The 18,227-nt window shown below is 60.4% G+C and carries 12 protein-coding genes; 7 read left to right on the top strand and 5 right to left on the bottom strand.

What is annotated here, in order from left to right:
- From ACP15P_RS02555 to ACP15P_RS02540, 4 genes are read right to left on the bottom strand one after another with little or no spacing between them, the layout of a single operon-like run.
- On the bottom strand, positions 1–882 hold the full coding sequence (locus ACP15P_RS02555; RefSeq protein WP_424926924.1) for an ABC transporter permease subunit: 882 nt from the start codon (positions 880–882) through the stop codon (positions 1–3).
- Complete coding sequence (locus tag ACP15P_RS02550; RefSeq protein ID WP_424926923.1) at positions 882–1,889, bottom strand: ABC transporter permease subunit; 1,008 nt, start codon at positions 1,887–1,889, stop codon at positions 882–884. The genes ACP15P_RS02555 and ACP15P_RS02550 overlap by 1 nt, the downstream gene beginning before the upstream one ends.
- Complete coding sequence (locus tag ACP15P_RS02545; protein ID WP_424926922.1) at positions 1,886–2,983, bottom strand: M24 family metallopeptidase; 1,098 nt, start codon at positions 2,981–2,983, stop codon at positions 1,886–1,888. The genes ACP15P_RS02550 and ACP15P_RS02545 overlap by 4 nt, the downstream gene beginning before the upstream one ends.
- A gap of 56 nt (positions 2,984–3,039) precedes the next feature.
- Positions 3,040–4,629 carry an ABC transporter substrate-binding protein gene (locus tag ACP15P_RS02540; RefSeq protein WP_424926921.1) on the bottom strand — a complete coding sequence of 530 codons (1,590 nt, stop codon included), beginning with the start codon at positions 4,627–4,629 and terminating at the stop codon, positions 3,040–3,042.
- Positions 4,630–4,938: 309 nt separating this feature from the next.
- On the opposite strand from ACP15P_RS02540, the gene ACP15P_RS02535 reads away from it, so the two are divergent.
- The 6 genes from ACP15P_RS02535 (at position 4,939) to ACP15P_RS02510 (ending at position 15,964) form a co-directional block, all read left to right on the top strand.
- The gene (locus ACP15P_RS02535; RefSeq protein ID WP_424926920.1) at positions 4,939–6,525 is read left to right on the top strand and encodes a peptide ABC transporter substrate-binding protein; all 1,587 of its coding nucleotides are present in this window, start codon (positions 4,939–4,941) and stop codon (positions 6,523–6,525) included.
- A 53-nt stretch (positions 6,526–6,578) separates the two neighbouring features.
- Positions 6,579–7,517, top strand: coding sequence for an ABC transporter permease subunit (locus tag ACP15P_RS02530; RefSeq protein WP_424926919.1), 939 nt, complete (start codon positions 6,579–6,581; stop codon positions 7,515–7,517).
- Positions 7,510–8,646 carry an ABC transporter permease gene (locus ACP15P_RS02525; RefSeq protein ID WP_424926918.1) on the top strand — a complete coding sequence of 379 codons (1,137 nt, stop codon included), beginning with the start codon at positions 7,510–7,512 and terminating at the stop codon, positions 8,644–8,646. Before ACP15P_RS02530 ends, ACP15P_RS02525 begins: the two co-directional genes overlap by 8 nt.
- Before the next feature lies 1 nt (position 8,647).
- The gene (locus ACP15P_RS02520; RefSeq protein WP_424926917.1) at positions 8,648–10,264 is read left to right on the top strand and encodes an ABC transporter ATP-binding protein; all 1,617 of its coding nucleotides are present in this window, start codon (positions 8,648–8,650) and stop codon (positions 10,262–10,264) included.
- A gap of 141 nt (positions 10,265–10,405) precedes the next feature.
- Entirely contained in the window at positions 10,406–12,358 is a 1,953-nt protein-coding gene (locus tag ACP15P_RS02515) for a monovalent cation:proton antiporter-2 (CPA2) family protein (RefSeq protein ID WP_424926916.1), read from the top strand.
- A 156-nt stretch (positions 12,359–12,514) separates the two neighbouring features.
- Positions 12,515–15,964, top strand: a complete 3,450-nt coding sequence (locus ACP15P_RS02510; RefSeq protein ID WP_424926915.1) for a pyruvate carboxylase — start codon at positions 12,515–12,517, stop codon at positions 15,962–15,964.
- A gap of 37 nt (positions 15,965–16,001) precedes the next feature.
- Here the strand turns inward: ACP15P_RS02510 and ACP15P_RS02505 are convergent, their stop codons facing one another.
- Positions 16,002–16,556, bottom strand: coding sequence for a cupin domain-containing protein (locus ACP15P_RS02505; RefSeq protein WP_424926914.1), 555 nt, complete (start codon positions 16,554–16,556; stop codon positions 16,002–16,004).
- A 167-nt stretch (positions 16,557–16,723) separates the two neighbouring features.
- Here ACP15P_RS02505 and gabT point away from each other — a divergent pair, with 167 nt between their 5' ends.
- Positions 16,724–18,109, top strand: a complete 1,386-nt coding sequence (gene gabT, locus ACP15P_RS02500) for a 4-aminobutyrate--2-oxoglutarate transaminase (protein ID WP_424926913.1) — start codon at positions 16,724–16,726, stop codon at positions 18,107–18,109.
- The last annotated feature ends 118 nt before the right edge of the window (positions 18,110–18,227 follow it).

Here is an 18,227-nt window from a genome sequence, read left to right as displayed (position 1 = left end):
CTAGCTCCTTTTCAGTTTCGGGTCGAGCGCGTCACGCAGTCCGTCGCCCATCAGGTTGATGGCCAAAACGGTGATCAGGATTGCGATGCCGGGGAAGGTCACCACCCACCAGGCGCGCAGGATGAACTCCCGTGCTTCCGCCAGCATTGTGCCCCATTCAGGCGTGGGCGGCTGCGCGCCCATGCCGAGGAAGCCAAGCGCTGCGGCATCGAGGATGGCGGTGGAAAAACTCAGCGCCCCCTGCACAATAATCGGAGCCAGACAGTTGGGCAGAACGGTTTTGAACATCAGCCGCCAGATACCGGCCCCGGCCACACGTGCCGAGGTCACGTAATCTCGCGTGCGCTCATTGATGACCGACGCCCGGGTCAGGCGCACGTAATGCGGCTGCTGGACAATGGCGATGGCGATCATGGCATTAGTGAGGCTCGGCCCCAAAATTGCCACCAGCACCAGCGCCAGAAGCAGTGACGGGAAGGCCAGGATAATGTCCATGATCCGCATTATGATCGTGTCACCCCAGCGCGGCGCGAAGCCTGAGAGCAGCCCGATCAGAATACCCACCGAGGCGGCCACGGTGACCACGACGACGCCCACAAATGCCGAATACCGCGCGCCATGTATCAGGCGCGACAGAAGATCGCGGCCCAGCGGATCGGTACCCAAAGGGAAGGACCAGTCGCCACCCTCCGACCATGCGGGTGGGCGAAGCAGGTGATCACGGTACTGCTGCGTCGGGTCGTGTGGCGCCAGTAGATCGGCAAAAATGGCGACAAGAACGAAGACAACGAAGACGGAAAGGCCGATCACGGCTCCACGGTTTTCGCGGAAGTAGTACCAGAATTCGCGCAGTCTGCCGGGACGTTCCATTGTGGTTTCCATCAGCGCTTCCTGATCTTGGGGTTGATGAAACCGTAGAGCACGTCAACGGTGAGGTTCACGATCATTACGAATACCGCAATGAGCAGCAGCCCGCCCTGAACCACCGGGTAGTCACGGCGGAAAATGGAATCCAACATCCATTTGCCGATGCCAGGCCAGCTGAAAATGGTCTCCGTCAGGATGGCACCACCCATCAATGTGCCGACTGACAGGCCAATGACCGTAATCACCGGTATGAGCGCGTTGCGCAGGGCGTGCAGGCCGTTGACCTCAACCGGGGCGAGCCCCTTGGCCCGCGCGGTGCGGATGTAGTCCTCGCTCAACACCTCCAGCATGGCCGAGCGCGTCTGGCGGGCAATGACCGCGAGAGGAATGGTGCCCAGAACGATGGCTGGAAGGACGAGGTGATTTACAGCCGACATAAAGGCACCGTCCTGCCCGGACAGCAGCGAGTCGATCAGCATGAACCCGGTTACCGTGTCGAAATAGTAGAGCAGGCTGATCCGCCCCGATACCGGCGTCCATCCCAGGTTGCCGGAGAACACGATGATCAGCAGCAGCGCCCACCAGAAGATGGGCATGGAGTATCCCACCAGCGCCGTTGACATAAGCGTCCGGTCAAACAGCTTGCCGCGGTTGACGGCAGCGATCACACCGGCGGGCAGCCCCAGCACAACCGCAAAAACCATGGCACAGAGCGCAAGCTCCAGGGTGGCGGGGAAGAGCGCGAAAAACTCGTCCCAAACCGGCTTTTTGGTCACAAAACTCTCGCCGAGATCCCCCTGCAAAACACCGGTCAGGTAATCCCAGTACTGGACGAGGATGGGCCGGTCGAAACCGTATTCCGCTGACAGTTCCGCGTAACGCTCGTCGGACAGGCCGCGTTCGCCTGCCATGACGATGATCGGGTCTCCAGGCAGCACACGGATGAATGCGAAGGAAATCAGGGTCACGCCAAAAAACGTCGGCACAAAGGTCAGCAGCTTGGACAGAAAGTACTTTATCATGTGCCAATCACCGTCAGTTCTTTGGGAAATTGGGTGAGCGAGCGGCACCCGGTATCCGTGACCAAAATATCATCCTCGATCCGGACGCCGAACTCACCGATCTGGTAGAGCCCAGGTTCATTCGTGAATACCATTCCCGCCTCGAGGACCTGGTGATTGCCGCGCATGATGTAAGGGGCTTCATGGACGTCGCGGCCGAGACCATGCCCGGTTTTGGTGCGGATACGGTCCGCGAAGGGCGAGGCCTCCAGGACGCCGATCACGGCGTCATCCACCTCGTGGCAGGTCACGCCGGCTTTCGTCACTTCATGGCCGCGCAGATTGGCGCGGTAGACCGCATCGTAGACCTCCGCCGAGGCGTCATCCACATGGCCCACGAAAAACGTCCTTGTGATGTCGGCACAAAACCCGTCTTTCCGCGCCCCAAAATCTAGAAGCAGCGCATCGCCCGCCTGCACCCGGTAGTCTGACCGGGCATGGGCATGGGGCATGGCCGAGTTGTCGCCGGCTGCCACAATGGGCCCAAACGCATGGGCATCCGCACCATTGGCGAACAGCGCCTGCGTCAACAGCCCCTGAATTTCGGTCTCGGTCATACCGACGCGGACTTTGGAAATCGTGTGGTCCAGCGCCCGTTCGGAAATATGGATCGCGTCAGAGAGCAGGGACACCTCCGACTCGCTTTTGATGATGCGCAGACCCGAAATCTGCTTTTCGGCATCGACGATCCTCAGACCGGGCCAGGCCGCGGCGATGGCGTGGTGGACAAACACCCGCATGATCTGCCCCTCAACGGCGAGGGAAGAATGCGGAAGCTGGGATGCCAGCGCCTTAAACGCGTGGTCATAACCGTCCTGGTCGCGCCAGTCGAACACCTCGCCCTCAAACCCGATCAGGTCAAAGGAGCGCAGCTCCAGATTGGGCACGATAGCCGCCGCGTCGCCTTCGGCGGGGATAAAAACGACCAGCGGGCGTTCATTGCTGTGAAATTCGGCGCCGAACAGTCTGGTGAAGTTCGGACCGGGCACAATTGCGACCGCATCGACGTTTAGGTCGCGCGCAACGGCGCGGTACTGGCTCAGGAGTTTACACATGGCTGGCGTTCCGTGCTGGCGTGACCGGGGCGCAAACGCCCCGATCGGTGGCGTGATTACTGAGCGAGTTCAACACCGTAGAAGATGTGACCACCCAGCGGATGAACCTTGTAGCCGGACACTTCGGGACGAACGGGCATGTAGACGACCGAATGCGCGATCGTGGCCCACGGTGCCTGCTCCTTGAAGACAACCTGGGCCTCCTCATAAAGCGCGGTCCGCTCCTCAACATCCGTGGTCACCTTGGCCTTCTGGATCAGTTCCTCGAACGGCTCGTGGCACCACTGCGCCCGGTTCGAGTTGCCGATACCGTCACAGCCAAGCAGAACGGCAAGGAAGTTGTCCGGATCACCGTTGTCGCCGGTCCAGCCGAGAAGGATCGCGCCGTCGCGGTCAAGCTCGCGCGAGCGGCTCAGGTACTCACCCCACTCATAGGAGACGATCTCAACATCAACGCCGATCTCTGAGAAATCCTCCTGGATCAGTTCCGCCATACGGCGGGCGTTGGGGTTGTAGGGACGCTGCACCGGCATCGCCCAGATCTTCATGGACAGGTCCGTTACACCTTCGGCCTCAAGCATGGATTTTGCGGCTTCCGGATCGTAGGGGTCATCCTCGATCGCGTCGTTATAGGACCACATGGTCGGCGGGATCGGGTTTTTCGCGATCTGACCGGAGCCCTGGAAGACAACGTCGATGATGGCCTGCTTGTCGATGGCCATGTTCAGCGCCTTGCGGACGTTGATGTTGTCAAACGGTTCCTGTTGCGTGTTGTAGCCAAGGTAGCCCACGTTCAGGCCTTCCTGCTCCAGCACGTTGATGTCGGGATCCGACTTCATCGCCTCGATATCCGCAGGGTTTGGATAGGGCATGACGTGGCACTCGCCAGCCTTCAGCTTCTGGTAGCGCACGGAGGCATCCGGCGTGATCGCAAAGATCAGGCCCTCAAGGGAGGACGCGCCTTCCCAGTAATCCGGGTTGGTGGCGTAACGGATCACCGCGTCTTTCTGATAGGCGACGAACGAGAACGGACCGGTGCCGATGGGTGCCTGGTTGAGCTGCTCGGGAGTGCCGGCTTCCATCATCGCGTCGGCGTATTCGGCGCTGAGGATGGAGGCAAAATCCATGGCCAGGTTGGCGATGAACGGCGCTTCCGGACGGTTCAGGACAAATTTGACGGTGTAGTCGTCGATTTTCTCAACCGAGGCGACCAGATCGGGCATCGACATGCCCTCAAAATATTCCCAGGTACCGCCGGACACTTCGTGATAGGGATGATCCTCCAGACGCTGGCGCTCAAAGCTGAAGATCACGTCATCGGCGTTGAAGTCCCGGGTCGGCGTGAACGCGTCGTTGGAGTGGAATTTTACACCCTGACGCAGGTTGAAAGTGTACTCAAGACCATCCTCGGATACTTCCCAGCTTTCGGCCAGTCCGGGGACCACTTCGGTCGTTCCGGTCACGAATTCGGTCAGGTGATTGTAGATCGGATGGGACGATGCATCAAAAGTGGTCCCTGACGTGAACAGGGCCGGGTCAAAGCCCTCCGGCGAGCCCTCAGAGCAGTACACTAGCGGTGCCGCAATAGCGCTTGACGCCAGAACCGACAGCACGGCGCCGGTTGCAAGTGTCTGTTTTAGTTTCATGATTTTCCCTTCCGTTGGACTCTTGGAATTGTTGCGGGAATGTGCCGTCGAAGGGTCGGTTCCATGCAGTGTCGCACAGTCGAATATCTCCCCTCCGGACTGTCGGCCGCCACCCGAGATCGCCTATTCTTGCAGCAGTATTTCAGGAAGGTCCATATGGGCGGCAAAAGTTTCTTTCCCTGCCGTTAGGTTGACGTCACGTCGCCCCGTATTCAGCCGGACCAGGTCACTCCATACGGCAGTTTACTTTGCGTGAAACGTGGCCTTACACTCATTGCGACAGTGTTTGACTGGAGGAGGATACAGGTCATGAAGACGCGAATGATGGCAGGCGCCGCCCTGGCACTCGCCCTGACGGTCACGGGCGCGGGGAGCCCATGGGCCGCAACCTACATGCGGGGCAACAACGGAAATCCCGAAACACTTGACCAGCACAAGACGTCGACGGTGGTGGAGGCGCATATTCTACGCGACCTCTATGAGGGGCTGGTTGTCTACGATGCCGCCGCCCAGGTCGTGCCGGGGGTGGCTGAAAGCTGGGAGGTGTCGGAGGACGGCACGGAGTATACTTTCACGCTGCGCAACAATGCCAAATGGTCGAACGGTGATCCCGTCACCGCCGGCGATTTCGTTTTCTCCCTTCGGCGTATCATGACCCCGGCCACCGGAGCCAAATACGCAAACATTCTTTATCCCATTAAAAACGCCGAGGCCGTCAACACCGGCGACATGGAGCCCGACAGCCTTGCGGTGGAGGCCGTTGACGACCACACGCTGAAAATTACCCTCGAAAATCCAACGCCGTTTTTCATTGAGTTGCTGACTCACCAGACCGGTCTGCCGATGCATCCGCCCACCGTGGAAGCCAATGGCGCCGATTTCGTTCAGCCGGGCATCATGGTCTCCAACGGTGCCTATGTTCTCGAAACCAACATTCTGAATGACAAGATCGTTTTGCAGAAGAACGAGAATTATCATGACGCTGACAACGTCGCCATCGAGACGGTCAACTTTATTCCGATCGAGGATCGCGCAACCTGCGTAAGAGCGTGGGAGGCGGGCGAAATCCATTCCTGCGCCGACCTTCCCGCCGAAGATCTTGAGCGGCTTCAGTCCGAACACGGCGACGCCACCCGCGTCACGCCATATCTCGGCACGTACTATTACGCGCTCAACCACGAGGATGAGTTCCTGTCCGACCCCGAGGTGCGCCGGGCGCTGTCAATGGTCATCGACCGGGAATTCCTGGCCGAGAATATCTTCCAGGGCATGATCCCCGCTACAAGCTTCATTCCGCCAGGGATCGGCAACTACGAGACCGGCTCTCCCGAGACGGATTACTTCAGCATGTCCATGCTCGATCGCGAGGACATGGCGATCGAAATTCTTGAGGCAAAGGGCGTCACGCCGGACACACCGCACAAACTGGAAATCATGTATAATTCCAGTGAGAACCACAAAAACGTTGCCACGGCGATTGCGGACATGTGGGCAAATGTGGGTGTGAACGTCACCTATAACGTGCGGGACATTTCGGCGCATTACGCCCACCTCCGCGACCGGGGTGATTTCGACGTCGCACGTGCGGGATGGATTGGCGACTACTCCGATCCGCAGAACTTTCTCTTCATGGTCGAATCCGACAATGACGGCTTCAACTATTCCCGGTACGAGAACCCGGAATATGACGCCCTGATGGATGCCGCGGCGGCGGAGACGGATCTGACGAAACGGTCGGAACTGCTGAGCCAGGCGGAGGCCATGTTCATGCGTGACCTGCCGTTCCTGCCGCTCCTGTACTACTCCTCGCTCGCGCTGGTATCGCCCAACCTTCAGGGGTGGGAGGACAACATCCAGCATGTGCATCTGAGCCGCTACATGAGTATCACCGAGTAACCTGTTGATACGGCTGGGCGGCCCCGGTCGCCCGGCCATTTTGCCGACCGAAGTTGCACCGGGAGGAGATCGACATTTTAAGATACGCCCTCAGACGGCTTCTGGGTGCCGTACCGACCCTGTTCCTGATCATCACCGCTGCCTTCTTCATGATGCGGATCGCCCCCGGGGGGCCATTCGATCAGGAACGCACGCTGGAAGCCACGGTGCTGGAAAACCTCAACCGGACATTCGGCCTTGATAAACCGCTCTGGCAGCAATACGCGATGTATCTCAACAACCTGCTGCACGGCGACATGGGGCCATCCTTCGTGTTCCGTGACAAACGGGTCCATGAGATCCTCGGTGAGGGGCTTCCGGTCTCGATGCAGCTTGGCTTCCTCGCGCTGCTGCTCGCACTTTTCATCGGGGTGTGCATGGGAACCGTCGCTGCCCTGCGGCAGAATTCCAAAGCGGACTATTTCGTCGTCGCTCTCGCCACTTTCGGCATAACGGTGCCGCCATTCGTGGTCGCACCCGTTCTCGCCCTTGTCTTCGCCGTGTTTCTTGGCTGGCTGCCCGCACAAGGTTGGGGACGAGCGGACCAGATGGTGCTGCCCGTAATTGCCCTCGCTCTGCCCCAGGTCGCGGTTATCGCGCGTCTGACGCGAGGCGCCATGATCGAGGCCCTGCGGTCGGACCATGTACGCACGGCGAAGGCCTACGGGCTTCCAGCGAGTATGGTTGTCATCAAACACGCCCTGCGCGCTGCGGTCTTGCCGGCCATAAGCTATCTTGGGCCCGCTGCCGCCGCTCTACTGACCGGTTCAATCGTGGTGGAGCAGGTATTCAATCTGCCCGGTATCGGCCGGTATTTTGTGCAGGGCGCTCTCAACCGGGACTATACGATGGTCATGGGAACCGTTGTGATCGTTGCAGTTTTTGTGATCCTTTTCAACTTGATGGTCGATCTTCTTTTCGCCGTGTTTGATCCAAGGGTGCGCTATGACTGACGCTGCCATCGCAGAGGAGACCCCACCCCAGGGCTCCGTGCAGAACCGCTCGCTCTGGGCCACGGCGCTGTTGCGGCTGAAACGAAACCGTGCGGCGGTGGCATCGTTCTTCGTGCTGATTTTCCTCATCATCGCAGGCGGGCTGGGCCCCATGGTTTCGCCGCACAGCTATTCCGAGGTCTATCCGGAGTTCGTCAAAACCAGGCCCAGTCTTTCCCCATACCCCCAGGCCGAGCAGATCATTCCCGCTGCTGAAAGCGCCCTGCGCCGCGCCCGGGTGGAGGTCGGAGAGATTGTGATCGAGGACGGCACCGTCCGGATTGCGGTCAGTTCGGAATCCGAAATTGACCCTCGCATTTCCCGTTACGTCGACCGGTCCGACGTGTTTTCCAACGCGGAGGTCGTGGACATTTCCGGCGATGGGCTCTCCGGCGCCATCACCGCCGACGTGCAGCAGCTATACTTTCTGATGGGAACCGATGCGAATGGTCGTGACCTGTTTTCCCGCACCCTGATCGCCCTGCGGATCTCCCTGATGATCGGTGCCCTTGCGACGGCGGTGGCACTGGTGATCGGCGTGATTTACGGCGCGACATCGGGTTTCGTGGGCGGACGTGTCGACAACCTCATGATGCGCTTCGTCGATATCATGGATTCACTCCCCTTCGTGTTCTTCGTGATCCTGTTGGTGGTCTTCTTCGGCAGCAACCTCGTGCTGATGTTCATCGCCATCGGCGCGACCCAGTGGCTCGACATGTCCCGCATTGTACGTGGCCAGACCTTAAGCCTGCGCAGACGGGAGTTCGTGCAGGCGGCGGAAAGCCTTGGCGTCTCGTCCTGGGACATCGTCAAACGCCATATCATCCCAAATACCCTTGGCAACGTCATGGTCTACATGACCCTCCTCATCCCGAAGGTGATCCTGCTGGAAAGCTTCCTGTCATTTCTCGGCCTAGGCGTGCAGGAGCCGCTCACGTCCCTGGGCGTGTTGATTGCGGAAGGGGCCAAAAACATGCGCAACGCGCCCTCCATGCTGTTTTATCCGGCCGCGACCATGACGGTCCTGCTCTTTGCGCTCAACTTCCTGGGCGATGGACTGCGCGACGCACTTGATCCGAAGGACCGCTGACATGACCGATACTCGGGAAATGGTGCTTGAGGTCGAGGACCTCCACGTCAGTTTCGAAACACCCGACGGTCCGGTGGATGCCGTCCGGGGCGTGTCGCTAAACGTCCGCGCCGGGGAAACCGTCGCAATTGTTGGCGAAAGTGGTTCCGGAAAAAGCCAGGTCATGATGTCTGCCATGGGGTTGCTGGCCTCCAATGGCAGGGCCAGCGGTCGCATCCGCTACCGGGGGCGCGACATCCTGAACATGCCACCCTCCGAACTGAACCGGTTGCGCGGTGCGAAGATCACCATGATCTTCCAGGAACCCATGACATCGCTCGATCCGCTTTTTACCATCGAGAGCCAAATGTCGGAGCCGCTGCGCGTCCATGGTGGTTTGAACCGAAAGCAGGCCTCACAACGGGTCCTCGAACTCCTGAAACTGGTGCAGATCCCAAACCCGGAGAAACGCCTGCGGGCCTATCCCCACGAACTGTCCGGGGGGCAGAGGCAGCGCGTGATGATCGCAATGGCGCTCGCCAATGACCCGGATCTGTTGATTGCTGACGAGCCGACCACCGCGCTCGACGTCACAATCCAGGCGGAAATCCTGCAACTGCTCTCCGATCTCCAGGCCCGGCTCGGCATGTCGATCCTGTTCATCACCCACGATCTCGGCATCGTGGAGGCCTTCGCCGACCGGACCTACGTCATGTGCAGGGGGCGGGTCGAAGAGCAGGGGCCGACCGCGGATGTCTTCCACGCCCCCAAAACCGACTACACGAAGATGCTGCTTGCGGCCGAACCCGAAGGCCACAAGAAACCACCCCGCGAAACCGCCCCCGTGCTGCTGGAGGGTGAGGACATACAGGTCACCTTCGGTCTGCCGGCCGGTTTTCTGCGGAAAAGCACCGAGCTTCACGCCGTGCGCGGCATCGACATCGCCCTGCGCGAGGGTCAGACCATTGGTGTGGTGGGCGAGAGCGGTTCTGGCAAATCCACCCTCGGCCGTGCCCTGCTTCAAATGATCCCCAGCACCGGCCGCGTGGTCTGCATGGGCTCTGAAATCGGAGGTCTCGACCGCAAGGCCATGCGCCCCCACCGCAAGGGCCTGCAAATGGTCTTCCAGGACCCTTACGGCTCGCTTTCGCCACGCATGACCGTTCGGGAAATCGTGACGGAAGGGCTTCTCGTTCACGAGCCGGGCCTCGGTGCCGCCGAGCGCGACCGGCGGGCGGAGGAAACCCTGCGCGATGTGGGGCTCGACCCGTCCGTGAAGAACCGATTCCCCCACGAGTTCTCCGGCGGTCAGCGCCAGCGCATCGCCATCGCCCGTGCGGTTATCCTGCGCCCAAGGATCATTATCCTGGATGAGCCCACATCCGCACTCGACCGCTCGGTTCAGAAACAGGTCATCGACCTTCTGCGTCGGTTGCAGATCGAAAACAGCCTGTCCTACATTTTCATCAGCCATGACCTCGCCGTGGTCCGTGCCCTCTCGGATTACGTGATGGTGATGAGGAACGGAGCCGTGGTGGAGCAGGGGCCGGTGGACCAGCTTTTCGATGCTCCAAAGACGGACTACACCCGCGAACTCATGCGCGCGGCATTCGACCTGCGATCGCTTCTGACCGGGTAATCCGACCGAATTTTCGGCTTTTGCCTGCGCGCGCCGCAAATCCCTCAATCAACGCGAATTTTTGTCGCGAATGTTTCTGGCGTTGATTGAATTTTATCAACAGCCATTTAGGATAAAACCGACGATGGAGGGCTCCCCCGAGTGCAGTTGGTTTTAATCGAGATACTCATTTACCTGATGGCCGCAGTGGTCGCGGTCCCGATCAGTCAAAAATTCGGCCTTGGCTCGGTTTTGGGGTATCTCGCCGCCGGAGTTTTGATCGGCCCGGTGATCGGCCTTGTGGGCTCGGAGACCGAAAACCTCCAGCACTATGCCGAGTTTGGCGTCGTCCTTATGCTGTTCCTGATCGGTCTGGAGATGGAACCCAAAACGCTCTGGCAGATGCGCAAACGCCTGCTCGGGCTTGGCGGACTACAGGTGGCGCTGACGCTGATCGCCGTTGCGGTGTTCTGTATCGCCATCGGCATCGACTGGAACGAGTCCGTGGCGATTGGCATCATCCTCTGCCTGTCCTCCACCGCCATCGTAATGCAAACCCTGAACGAAAAACACCTCAACCGCACCGACGGGGGCAGGGCGAGTTTTTCGGTGCTCCTGTTTCAGGATATTGCGGCCATTCCCTTCCTGGCGCTCATTCCGCTCCTGGCCATCAGCAGCGTCCAGACCGGCGTCCCCGAAACCGATGCCGGTGAGGTCAGCGGCTGGTTGCGGGCTGCCATGGTTGTGGGAGCCGTTGTCCTGGTGGTTCTGGCCGGAAAGTACCTGACCCGCCCGTTTTTCAAGTTTCTCAACATGTCGGGTCTGCACGAGATCCACATCGCGGCAACGCTCAGTTTCATCATCCTGATCGCGGTGGTCATGGAACTGCTGCACCTGCCGCCGGCGCTGGGCACGTTCCTGGCCGGCGTTGCCCTGGCCAACAGTGAATACCGCCATCAGATCAAGAGCGACATTTCACCCTTCAAGGGGCTGCTGCTCGGGCTGTTCTTCATTACCGTCGGCGCAAGCATCGACTTCGCGCTGCTGTTCTCCGAACCCGTCAAGACGTTCGGCTTGGTGCTTGCCCTGATGGTCGTAAAATACTTCATTCTACTCGGCCTGGCGGTCCTTTTCAAAATCGAGGGCAGGGACCGGGTGCTGTTTACGCTTTCCCTCGCCCAGGCCGGTGAGTTTGGATTTTTTCTATCAAGCTTCGCCCGCCAGAACTTTGTGATCCCGTCCGACCGGGCGGATCAGCTTCTTCTGATCATTACGCTGTCCATGTTCCTCACCCCCGCGCTCTTCATGATCCACGATCATGTCACCCGGCGTCTCGTGGCCGGACCGGCCAAGCCGGATGACGAGATTGACGAACATGGTACCGTGATTATTGCCGGAATGGGCCGCTTCGGTCAGGTCGTGAACCGGCTCCTGATGGGGCTCGGCCACAAAACCGTGGTCATCGACAGCCGCGCCTCCACCATTGAGCGCATGCGTCGCTTCGGCATCCAGGGCTATTACGGCGAGGTCGACCGGCCCGCGCTGCTCGAGGCTGCGGGCCTGTCGGAAGCCAAGGCGATTGTCATTGCGGTGGATGATCCCGGCGTGGCGGCGCGCACCGCATCCTATGTCAGCCGCAACCATCCCAAGGTTGAAATCATCGCCCGCGCCCATGACCGCCACCACGTCTATGCGCTCTACGCCGCCGGGGCCAAGGCCAGCGTACGCGAGGTGTTTGACAGTGGCGTTCGGGCCGGAAAATACGCCCTCTCCGCCCTTGGATATTCCGAGGATGAGGTCGAGCGTCTGGCCACCGCTTTCTTCGAACATGATCGGCAGATGCTTGCCGAACTGGCTGAACTCTGGCGTCCCGATGTCCCGACGGAGCAGAACGGACCCTACATGGAAAAGGCCCGTGAACAGCACCAAAAGATCGCCGCAGTCCTGAGAACCCAGCTTGATCAGAAGGAGAAAGCCCTTGAAAAAGCGCGGGAAAAGGAGCGTCGCTCCAAGGAGCGGGAGGAGGCCCGTCAACGGCGCCTGAAGCAGGAGGCCGGGGAAGCCGAGGGCGGCGGCAAAAACTCCGGCGGCAAAATTGAAACCGCCGCCGAATAGGCGCTTGCGTCCCGTCAAAAAACCGAATTAGGTTGCAGTGCAGCATCCCTGCGGCTTTGGGCAGTTCCCATCCATATCAATGGAATACGGAACCGGAGCCGCCAAAAGGCATCCCGGGTGCCCTGCTGCGGGCGACGGTGGGACGGAGTAACGACAATGAAAAAATTCAAAAAAATTCTGATTGCAAACCGGGGTGAGATCGCCATACGCGTCATGCGCGCCGCGAACGAACTCGGAAAAAGCACCGTTGCCGTTTATGCCGAGGAGGACAAACTTGGCCTGCACCGCTTCAAGGCGGATGAGGCCTACCGCATCGGTGAGGGGCTCGGTCCGGTCGCCGCCTATCTCAGCATCGAGGAGATCATCCGCGTCGCGAAAATGTCCGGAGCGGACGCGGTCCACCCGGGCTATGGCCTGCTGAGTGAAAACCCCGATCTGGTCGACGCCTGTACCGAGGCCGGTCTCACCTTCATCGGCCCGACCTCCGCAACCATGCGCATGCTCGGAGACAAGGCCAGCGCCCGTAAGGTCGCCATTTCCGCCGACGTTCCCGTTGTGCCCGCAACCGAGGTTCTGCCTGATGACATGGCCGAAGTTGCCCGCATGGCCGAGGAGGTGGGCTATCCGTTCATGCTCAAGGCCTCCTGGGGCGGCGGCGGTCGCGGCATGCGGCCCGTCATGTCCCCCGACGAGCTTGAGGAAAAGGTCCTTGAGGGCCGTCGCGAGGCGCTGAACGCATTTGGCAACAGCGAGGGTTACCTCGAAAAACTCATTCTCAATGCCCGGCACGTTGAGGTTCAGATCCTCGGCGACAAACATGGCGGCATGTACCACCTCTGGGAGCGCGATTGCTCGGTCCAGCGTCGTAACCAGAAGGTCGTTGAACGCGCGCCCGCGCCGTATCTGACGGAGGAGCAGCGCCAGGAGGTCTGCGAGCTCGGCCTGCGGATCTGTAAAGCGGCCAACTACGAATGCGCCGGTACCGTCGAATTCCTGATGGACCGCGACAGCGGCAAATTCTACTTCATCGAGGTCAACCCCCGCGTTCAGGTGGAACACACCGTGACCGAGGAGGTGACGGGCATCGACATCGTTCAGGCCCAGATCCGTATTGCCGAGGGCGAAACCATCGCCGAGGCCACCGGCACGCCCGACCAGGCCGGCGTGAAACTTAATGGTCACGCCCTTCAGTGCCGCATCACCACCGAGGACCCCCAGAACAACTTTATTCCCGACTACGGCCGTATCACCGCCTATCGCGGCGCGACGGGCATGGGCATCCGTCTTGACGGCGGCACGGCCTATTCCGGCGCCGTCATTACCCGGTACTACGACAGTCTTCTGGAAAAGGTCACCGCCTGGGCACCCACGCCTGAGGCCGCCATAGCCCGCATGGACCGCGCGCTCCGTGAATTCCGTATCCGTGGCGTGTCCACCAACATCGCCTTCGTGGAAAATCTGCTGAAACATCAGACATTTCTGGACAACAGTTACACCACAAAGTTCATTGACAACACACCTGAACTGTATGAGTTCGCAGCCCGTCGCGACCGCGCTACCAAGATCCTGACCTACATCGCGGACATCACCGTGAACGGTCACCCGGAAACCGCCGGACGCGCAGAGCCTTCGGAGGACCTGCGCCTTCCCAAAGCACCCAAAACCAGCAACGACGCGCCCGTGGATGGAACGCGCCAGCTGCTCGACCGGGACGGGCCGAAAGCCGTCGCGGACTGGATGCTGGAGCAGAAACGCGTCCTGATCACCGACACCACCATGCGCGACGGGCACCAGAGCCTTCTGGCCACTCGCATGCGGTCCTTTGACATGATCCAGGTCGCACCGGCCTATGCGGAAAAACTGCCGCAGCTGTTCAGTGTCGAATGCTGGGGTGGCGCGACCTTCGACGTGGCCTACCGCTTCCTCCAGGAATGTCCGTGGCAACGCCTCCGCGACCTGCGCCAGCGTATGCCCAACCTGATGACGCAGATGCTTCTGCGCGCATCGAACGGGGTGGGCTACACAAACTATCCCGACAATGTGGTTGAGGCATTTGTGGCTCAGGCCGCCGAGTCCGGTGTGGACGTATTCCGCGTCTTCGACAGCCTCAACTGGGTCGAAAACATGCGTGTCTCCATGGACGCGGTACAGGAAGCGAACAAGATCTGTGAAGGCACCATCTGTTACACCGGTGACCTGTTCGATCCGGACCGTACCAAATACGACCTGAAATACTACGTCAACATGGGTAAGGAACTGCGCGACGCCGGTGCGCATGTCCTGGGTCTCAAGGACATGGCCGGGCTGCTCAAGCCTGCCGCCGCCCGCGTTCTTGTCAAAACCCTCAAGGAGGAAATCGGCCTGCCGATCCACCTCCACACCCACGATACCAGCGGCATTGCCGGCGCCACGCTGCTCGCCGCCGCCGAGGCTGGCGTGGACGCAATGGATGCCGCGATGGACAGCCTCTCGGGCAACACCTCGCAGCCGACGCTCGGCTCCATCGTTGAGGCGCTGCGGTTCGACGAGCGCGACACCGGCCTCGACATCGCAGCCGTCCGCGAGATTTCCGATTACTGGGAAGCCGTCCGCGGACAGTACGCCGCGTTCGAGGCGGGCATGCAGGCTCCGGCCTCCGAGGTCTACCTTCACGAGATGCCCGGCGGTCAGTTCACCAACCTCAAGGCCCAGGCCCGTTCGCTCGGGTTGGAGGAACGTTGGCATGAGGTTGCGCGGACCTATTCCGACGTGAACCGCATGTTCGGGGACATCGTCAAGGTGACCCCATCCTCCAAAGTCGTGGGCGACATGGCCCTGATGATGGTAGCCCAGGGTCTGACCCGCGAGGATGTGGAAAGCCCCGACACCGATGTGGCCTTCCCCGACAGTGTCGTGGACATGATGAAGGGCAACCTTGGCCAGCCCCCAGGCGGATGGCCCAAAGCTCTTCAGAAAAAAGTCCTCAAGGGTGCCGAACCCATGGAGGTCCGTCCCGGCTCCGTCATGGAACCCGCCGATCTCGACGCCCTGCGCAAGGAACTGGAAGAGAAATTTCCATCGGTCGCCATCGATAACGAGGATTTCTGCGGCTACCTGATGTATCCCAAGGTCTTCTCCGACTACATGATCCGCCATGCGGAATACGGCCCCGTCCGCACCCTGCCGACGCCCGCGTTCTTCTACGGAATGCAGCCGGGGCAGCAGGTCTCCGTCGATATCGACCCGGGCAAGACCATCGAAATCCGGCTCTCCGCCGTTGGCGAAACCAATGAGGAGGGCGACGCCCGCGTCTTTTTCGAACTCAACGGTCAGCCCCGCACGGTCCGTGTGCCCGACCGCAGCGCTCAGGCCGCTTCACCGAAACGCACCAAGGCCGATCCGGGCAACCCCGGCCACGTCGCCGCACCAATGCCCGGTGTGATCGCAACCATTGCGGTCGAAGCGGGCCAGAAGGTCTCGTCCGGCGATCTCATCATGACCATCGAGGCGATGAAGATGGAAACCGGCCTCTATGCGGAGAAAGGCGGCACGGTCAAAACCATCAGCGTCCAGCCGGGCAGCCAGGTCGACGCCAAGGACCTGCTCGCGGAACTCGATATCGGCTGAACCAAATCCCGTTCGACCCGACAAGGGCCGGACGGGCTTAAAACGTTGGCGGTGTGCAGGCGCTTATTATTCTGCACACCGTATCGCCTGTGTTGCGAAACCGATGGGGCAGGCGACTCTCAAACAGATATCCCTCCCCAGGCCCCAGTTCCCTGATCTGATCCGAGACGGTAATCTCGATCCGGCCCTCCGTCACAATCCCGGCTTCCTCCCCCTCATGGGTCAACAGCTCAGGGCCGGTATCGGAGCCCGGCGGATAGGTCTCATCCAAAATCTGAAGGGTATGTGTGCTGGCATTGCCAAGCTGGCGCAGGGACACGGATGGACCGCCGGATTGTGGCGATATTTCAATGAATTCGTTGCGCCCGTAAAAGTATTTTGCAGGCTGAGCCTCTTCCAGTGTCGCGAAAAACTCCGCAATGCTGATCGGGATGGCGTCTAGAAGGCATTTTAAAGAGGCAACTGAAGGGCTTGTCTTGTTTTGTTCGATCAGGGAAACGGTACCGTTCGTCAGTCCCGCGCGATTCGCCAACTCCCTTTGCGACAGGCCGCGTTCCGTCCGGATTTCCTGCAAACGCCTACCAATATCCAACCGCCATACTCCGTGGTTTCAGGGCGGAACGGTAATCGGATCCACCCGCGTCGTCTCTGGTTATAACTTCAATGAAATTCTGTTGACAGAAAAATTAAACACCCTATGAGGATTTTAAACACCCGGCCTTTGTGGGTGTGGCATAGCTCCGAAGGGAAATCGTTGCCATGACAAATGTTGTAAAACGGAAACCGCGCCGCACAAGCGCAAAATCCAAACCCGCAATTGCCGTCGTACCGGATGCGGTTGAAACCCCGAAAACCAATGCCGACCTGCTCGCCCGTCGCGAGGCCGCCGTGCCGCGCGGGGTGGCATCCGCCGCGCCGGTCTTTGCCGACCGCGCCGAGAATGCCGAACTGTGGGACGTTGAAGGCAAACGCTACATCGACTTCGCAGGCGGTATCGCCGTGCTCAACACCGGCCACCGTCATCCGAAGGTCGTCGAGGCCGCCAAGGCTCAGGAAGACCGCTTCACCCATACCAGCTTCCAGGTCGTGCCCTACGAGCCCTATGTCGCTCTGGCTGAAAAACTGAATGCGCTGGCTCCGGGCGACGCGCCGAAGAAATCGCTGCTCGTGACGACGGGAGCCGAGGCGGTGGAAAACGCCGTGAAGATCGCCCGCGCCGCAACCGGCCGTTCCGGCATCATCGCCTTCACCGGCGGTTACCACGGCCGTACGCTCCTGACGCTCGGCATGACCGGGAAGGTCTCCCCCTACAAAAAAGACATCGGCCCGTTCCCGTCCGACGTGTACCGCGCGCCGTTCCCGAACGTGCGTGACGGCATCACCGTTGAGGATGCCCTCACCGGGCTGCGCAACCTCTTCCTGACGGACGCACAGCCCGAGCGCGTCGCGGCCATCATCATCGAGCCGGTACTGGGCGAGGGCGGCTACACGCCGGTTCCCTTCGAGATGATGCAGGAACTACGCCGCATCTGTGACGAGCACGGCATCCTTCTGATCGCCGATGAGATCCAGGCGGGCTTCGGCCGTACCGGCACCTGGTTTGCCGTGGAGCATTCCGGCGTCGTGCCCGACCTGATCACCGTCGCCAAATCCATGGCCGGTGGATACCCGATTGCCGGTGTCATCGGTCGCGCCGACATCATGGACGCCATGATCCCCGGTGGGCTCGGCGGAACCTATGGCGGTAACCCGGTGGCCTGCGCCGCGGCTCTCGCAGCGATTGAGGCTATTGAGAGCGAAGGTCTGCTGGCCCGCTCCACCGAGCTCGGCAACCGCTTCACCACGCGTTTTGCTGAAATCGGCGCCCGGGTTGCACCGTACCGGATGTGGGATATTCGTGGTCTTGGCGCCATGCTGGCCGTCGAGTTCGTCACCGATTTCGAGACCGCGACACCTGACGCGGCCCTGACCAAATCGGTGGTGGCCCATGCCCTGAAGCGTGGCCTGATCCTGCTGGCCTGTGGCATGCATGGCAACGTGCTGCGCATCATGGTGCCGCTCACGGCGTCGGATGAAATCATCGAAGAGGCAATGACCATCTTCGAAGCCGCTCTGGCTGACGCGGTGGCGGAACAGACAGCCTGATCCACCCAAACAAACGAATTCAAATGGCGGGGCAGGGCTCCGCCATTTTTCGTTTGAGTTGAAGCCTTCCCGGAATTTACCTCTTGAAGCCGGGGCCGCTTCGCAGCATTGATCCATC

The sequence above is a fragment of the Amaricoccus tamworthensis genome, from assembly GCF_049800875.1.
In the GTDB taxonomy this organism is placed as follows: Bacteria; Pseudomonadota; Alphaproteobacteria; order Rhodobacterales; family Rhodobacteraceae; genus Amaricoccus; species Amaricoccus tamworthensis.
This window is presented reverse-complemented; position numbering and strand designations above follow the sequence as displayed.

What these genes read in the sequence shown, in the direction of transcription:
- ACP15P_RS02555 (WP_424926924.1), bottom strand. Translation starts at nt 882, where the DNA reads ATGGAAACCACAATGGAACGTCCCGGCAGACTGCGCGAATTCTGGTAC.
- ACP15P_RS02550 (WP_424926923.1), bottom strand. Translation starts at nt 1,889, where the DNA reads ATGATAAAGTACTTTCTGTCCAAGCTGCTGACCTTTGTGCCGACGTTT.
- ACP15P_RS02545 (WP_424926922.1), bottom strand. Translation starts at nt 2,983, where the DNA reads ATGTGTAAACTCCTGAGCCAGTACCGCGCCGTTGCGCGCGACCTAAAC.
- ACP15P_RS02540 (WP_424926921.1), bottom strand. Translation starts at nt 4,629, where the DNA reads ATGAAACTAAAACAGACACTTGCAACCGGCGCCGTGCTGTCGGTTCTG.
- ACP15P_RS02535 (WP_424926920.1), top strand. Translation starts at nt 4,939, where the DNA reads ATGAAGACGCGAATGATGGCAGGCGCCGCCCTGGCACTCGCCCTGACG.
- ACP15P_RS02525 (WP_424926918.1), top strand. Translation starts at nt 7,510, where the DNA reads ATGACTGACGCTGCCATCGCAGAGGAGACCCCACCCCAGGGCTCCGTG.
- ACP15P_RS02520 (WP_424926917.1), top strand. Translation starts at nt 8,648, where the DNA reads ATGACCGATACTCGGGAAATGGTGCTTGAGGTCGAGGACCTCCACGTC.
- ACP15P_RS02510 (WP_424926915.1), top strand. Translation starts at nt 12,515, where the DNA reads ATGAAAAAATTCAAAAAAATTCTGATTGCAAACCGGGGTGAGATCGCC.
- gabT (WP_424926913.1), top strand. Translation starts at nt 16,724, where the DNA reads ATGACAAATGTTGTAAAACGGAAACCGCGCCGCACAAGCGCAAAATCC.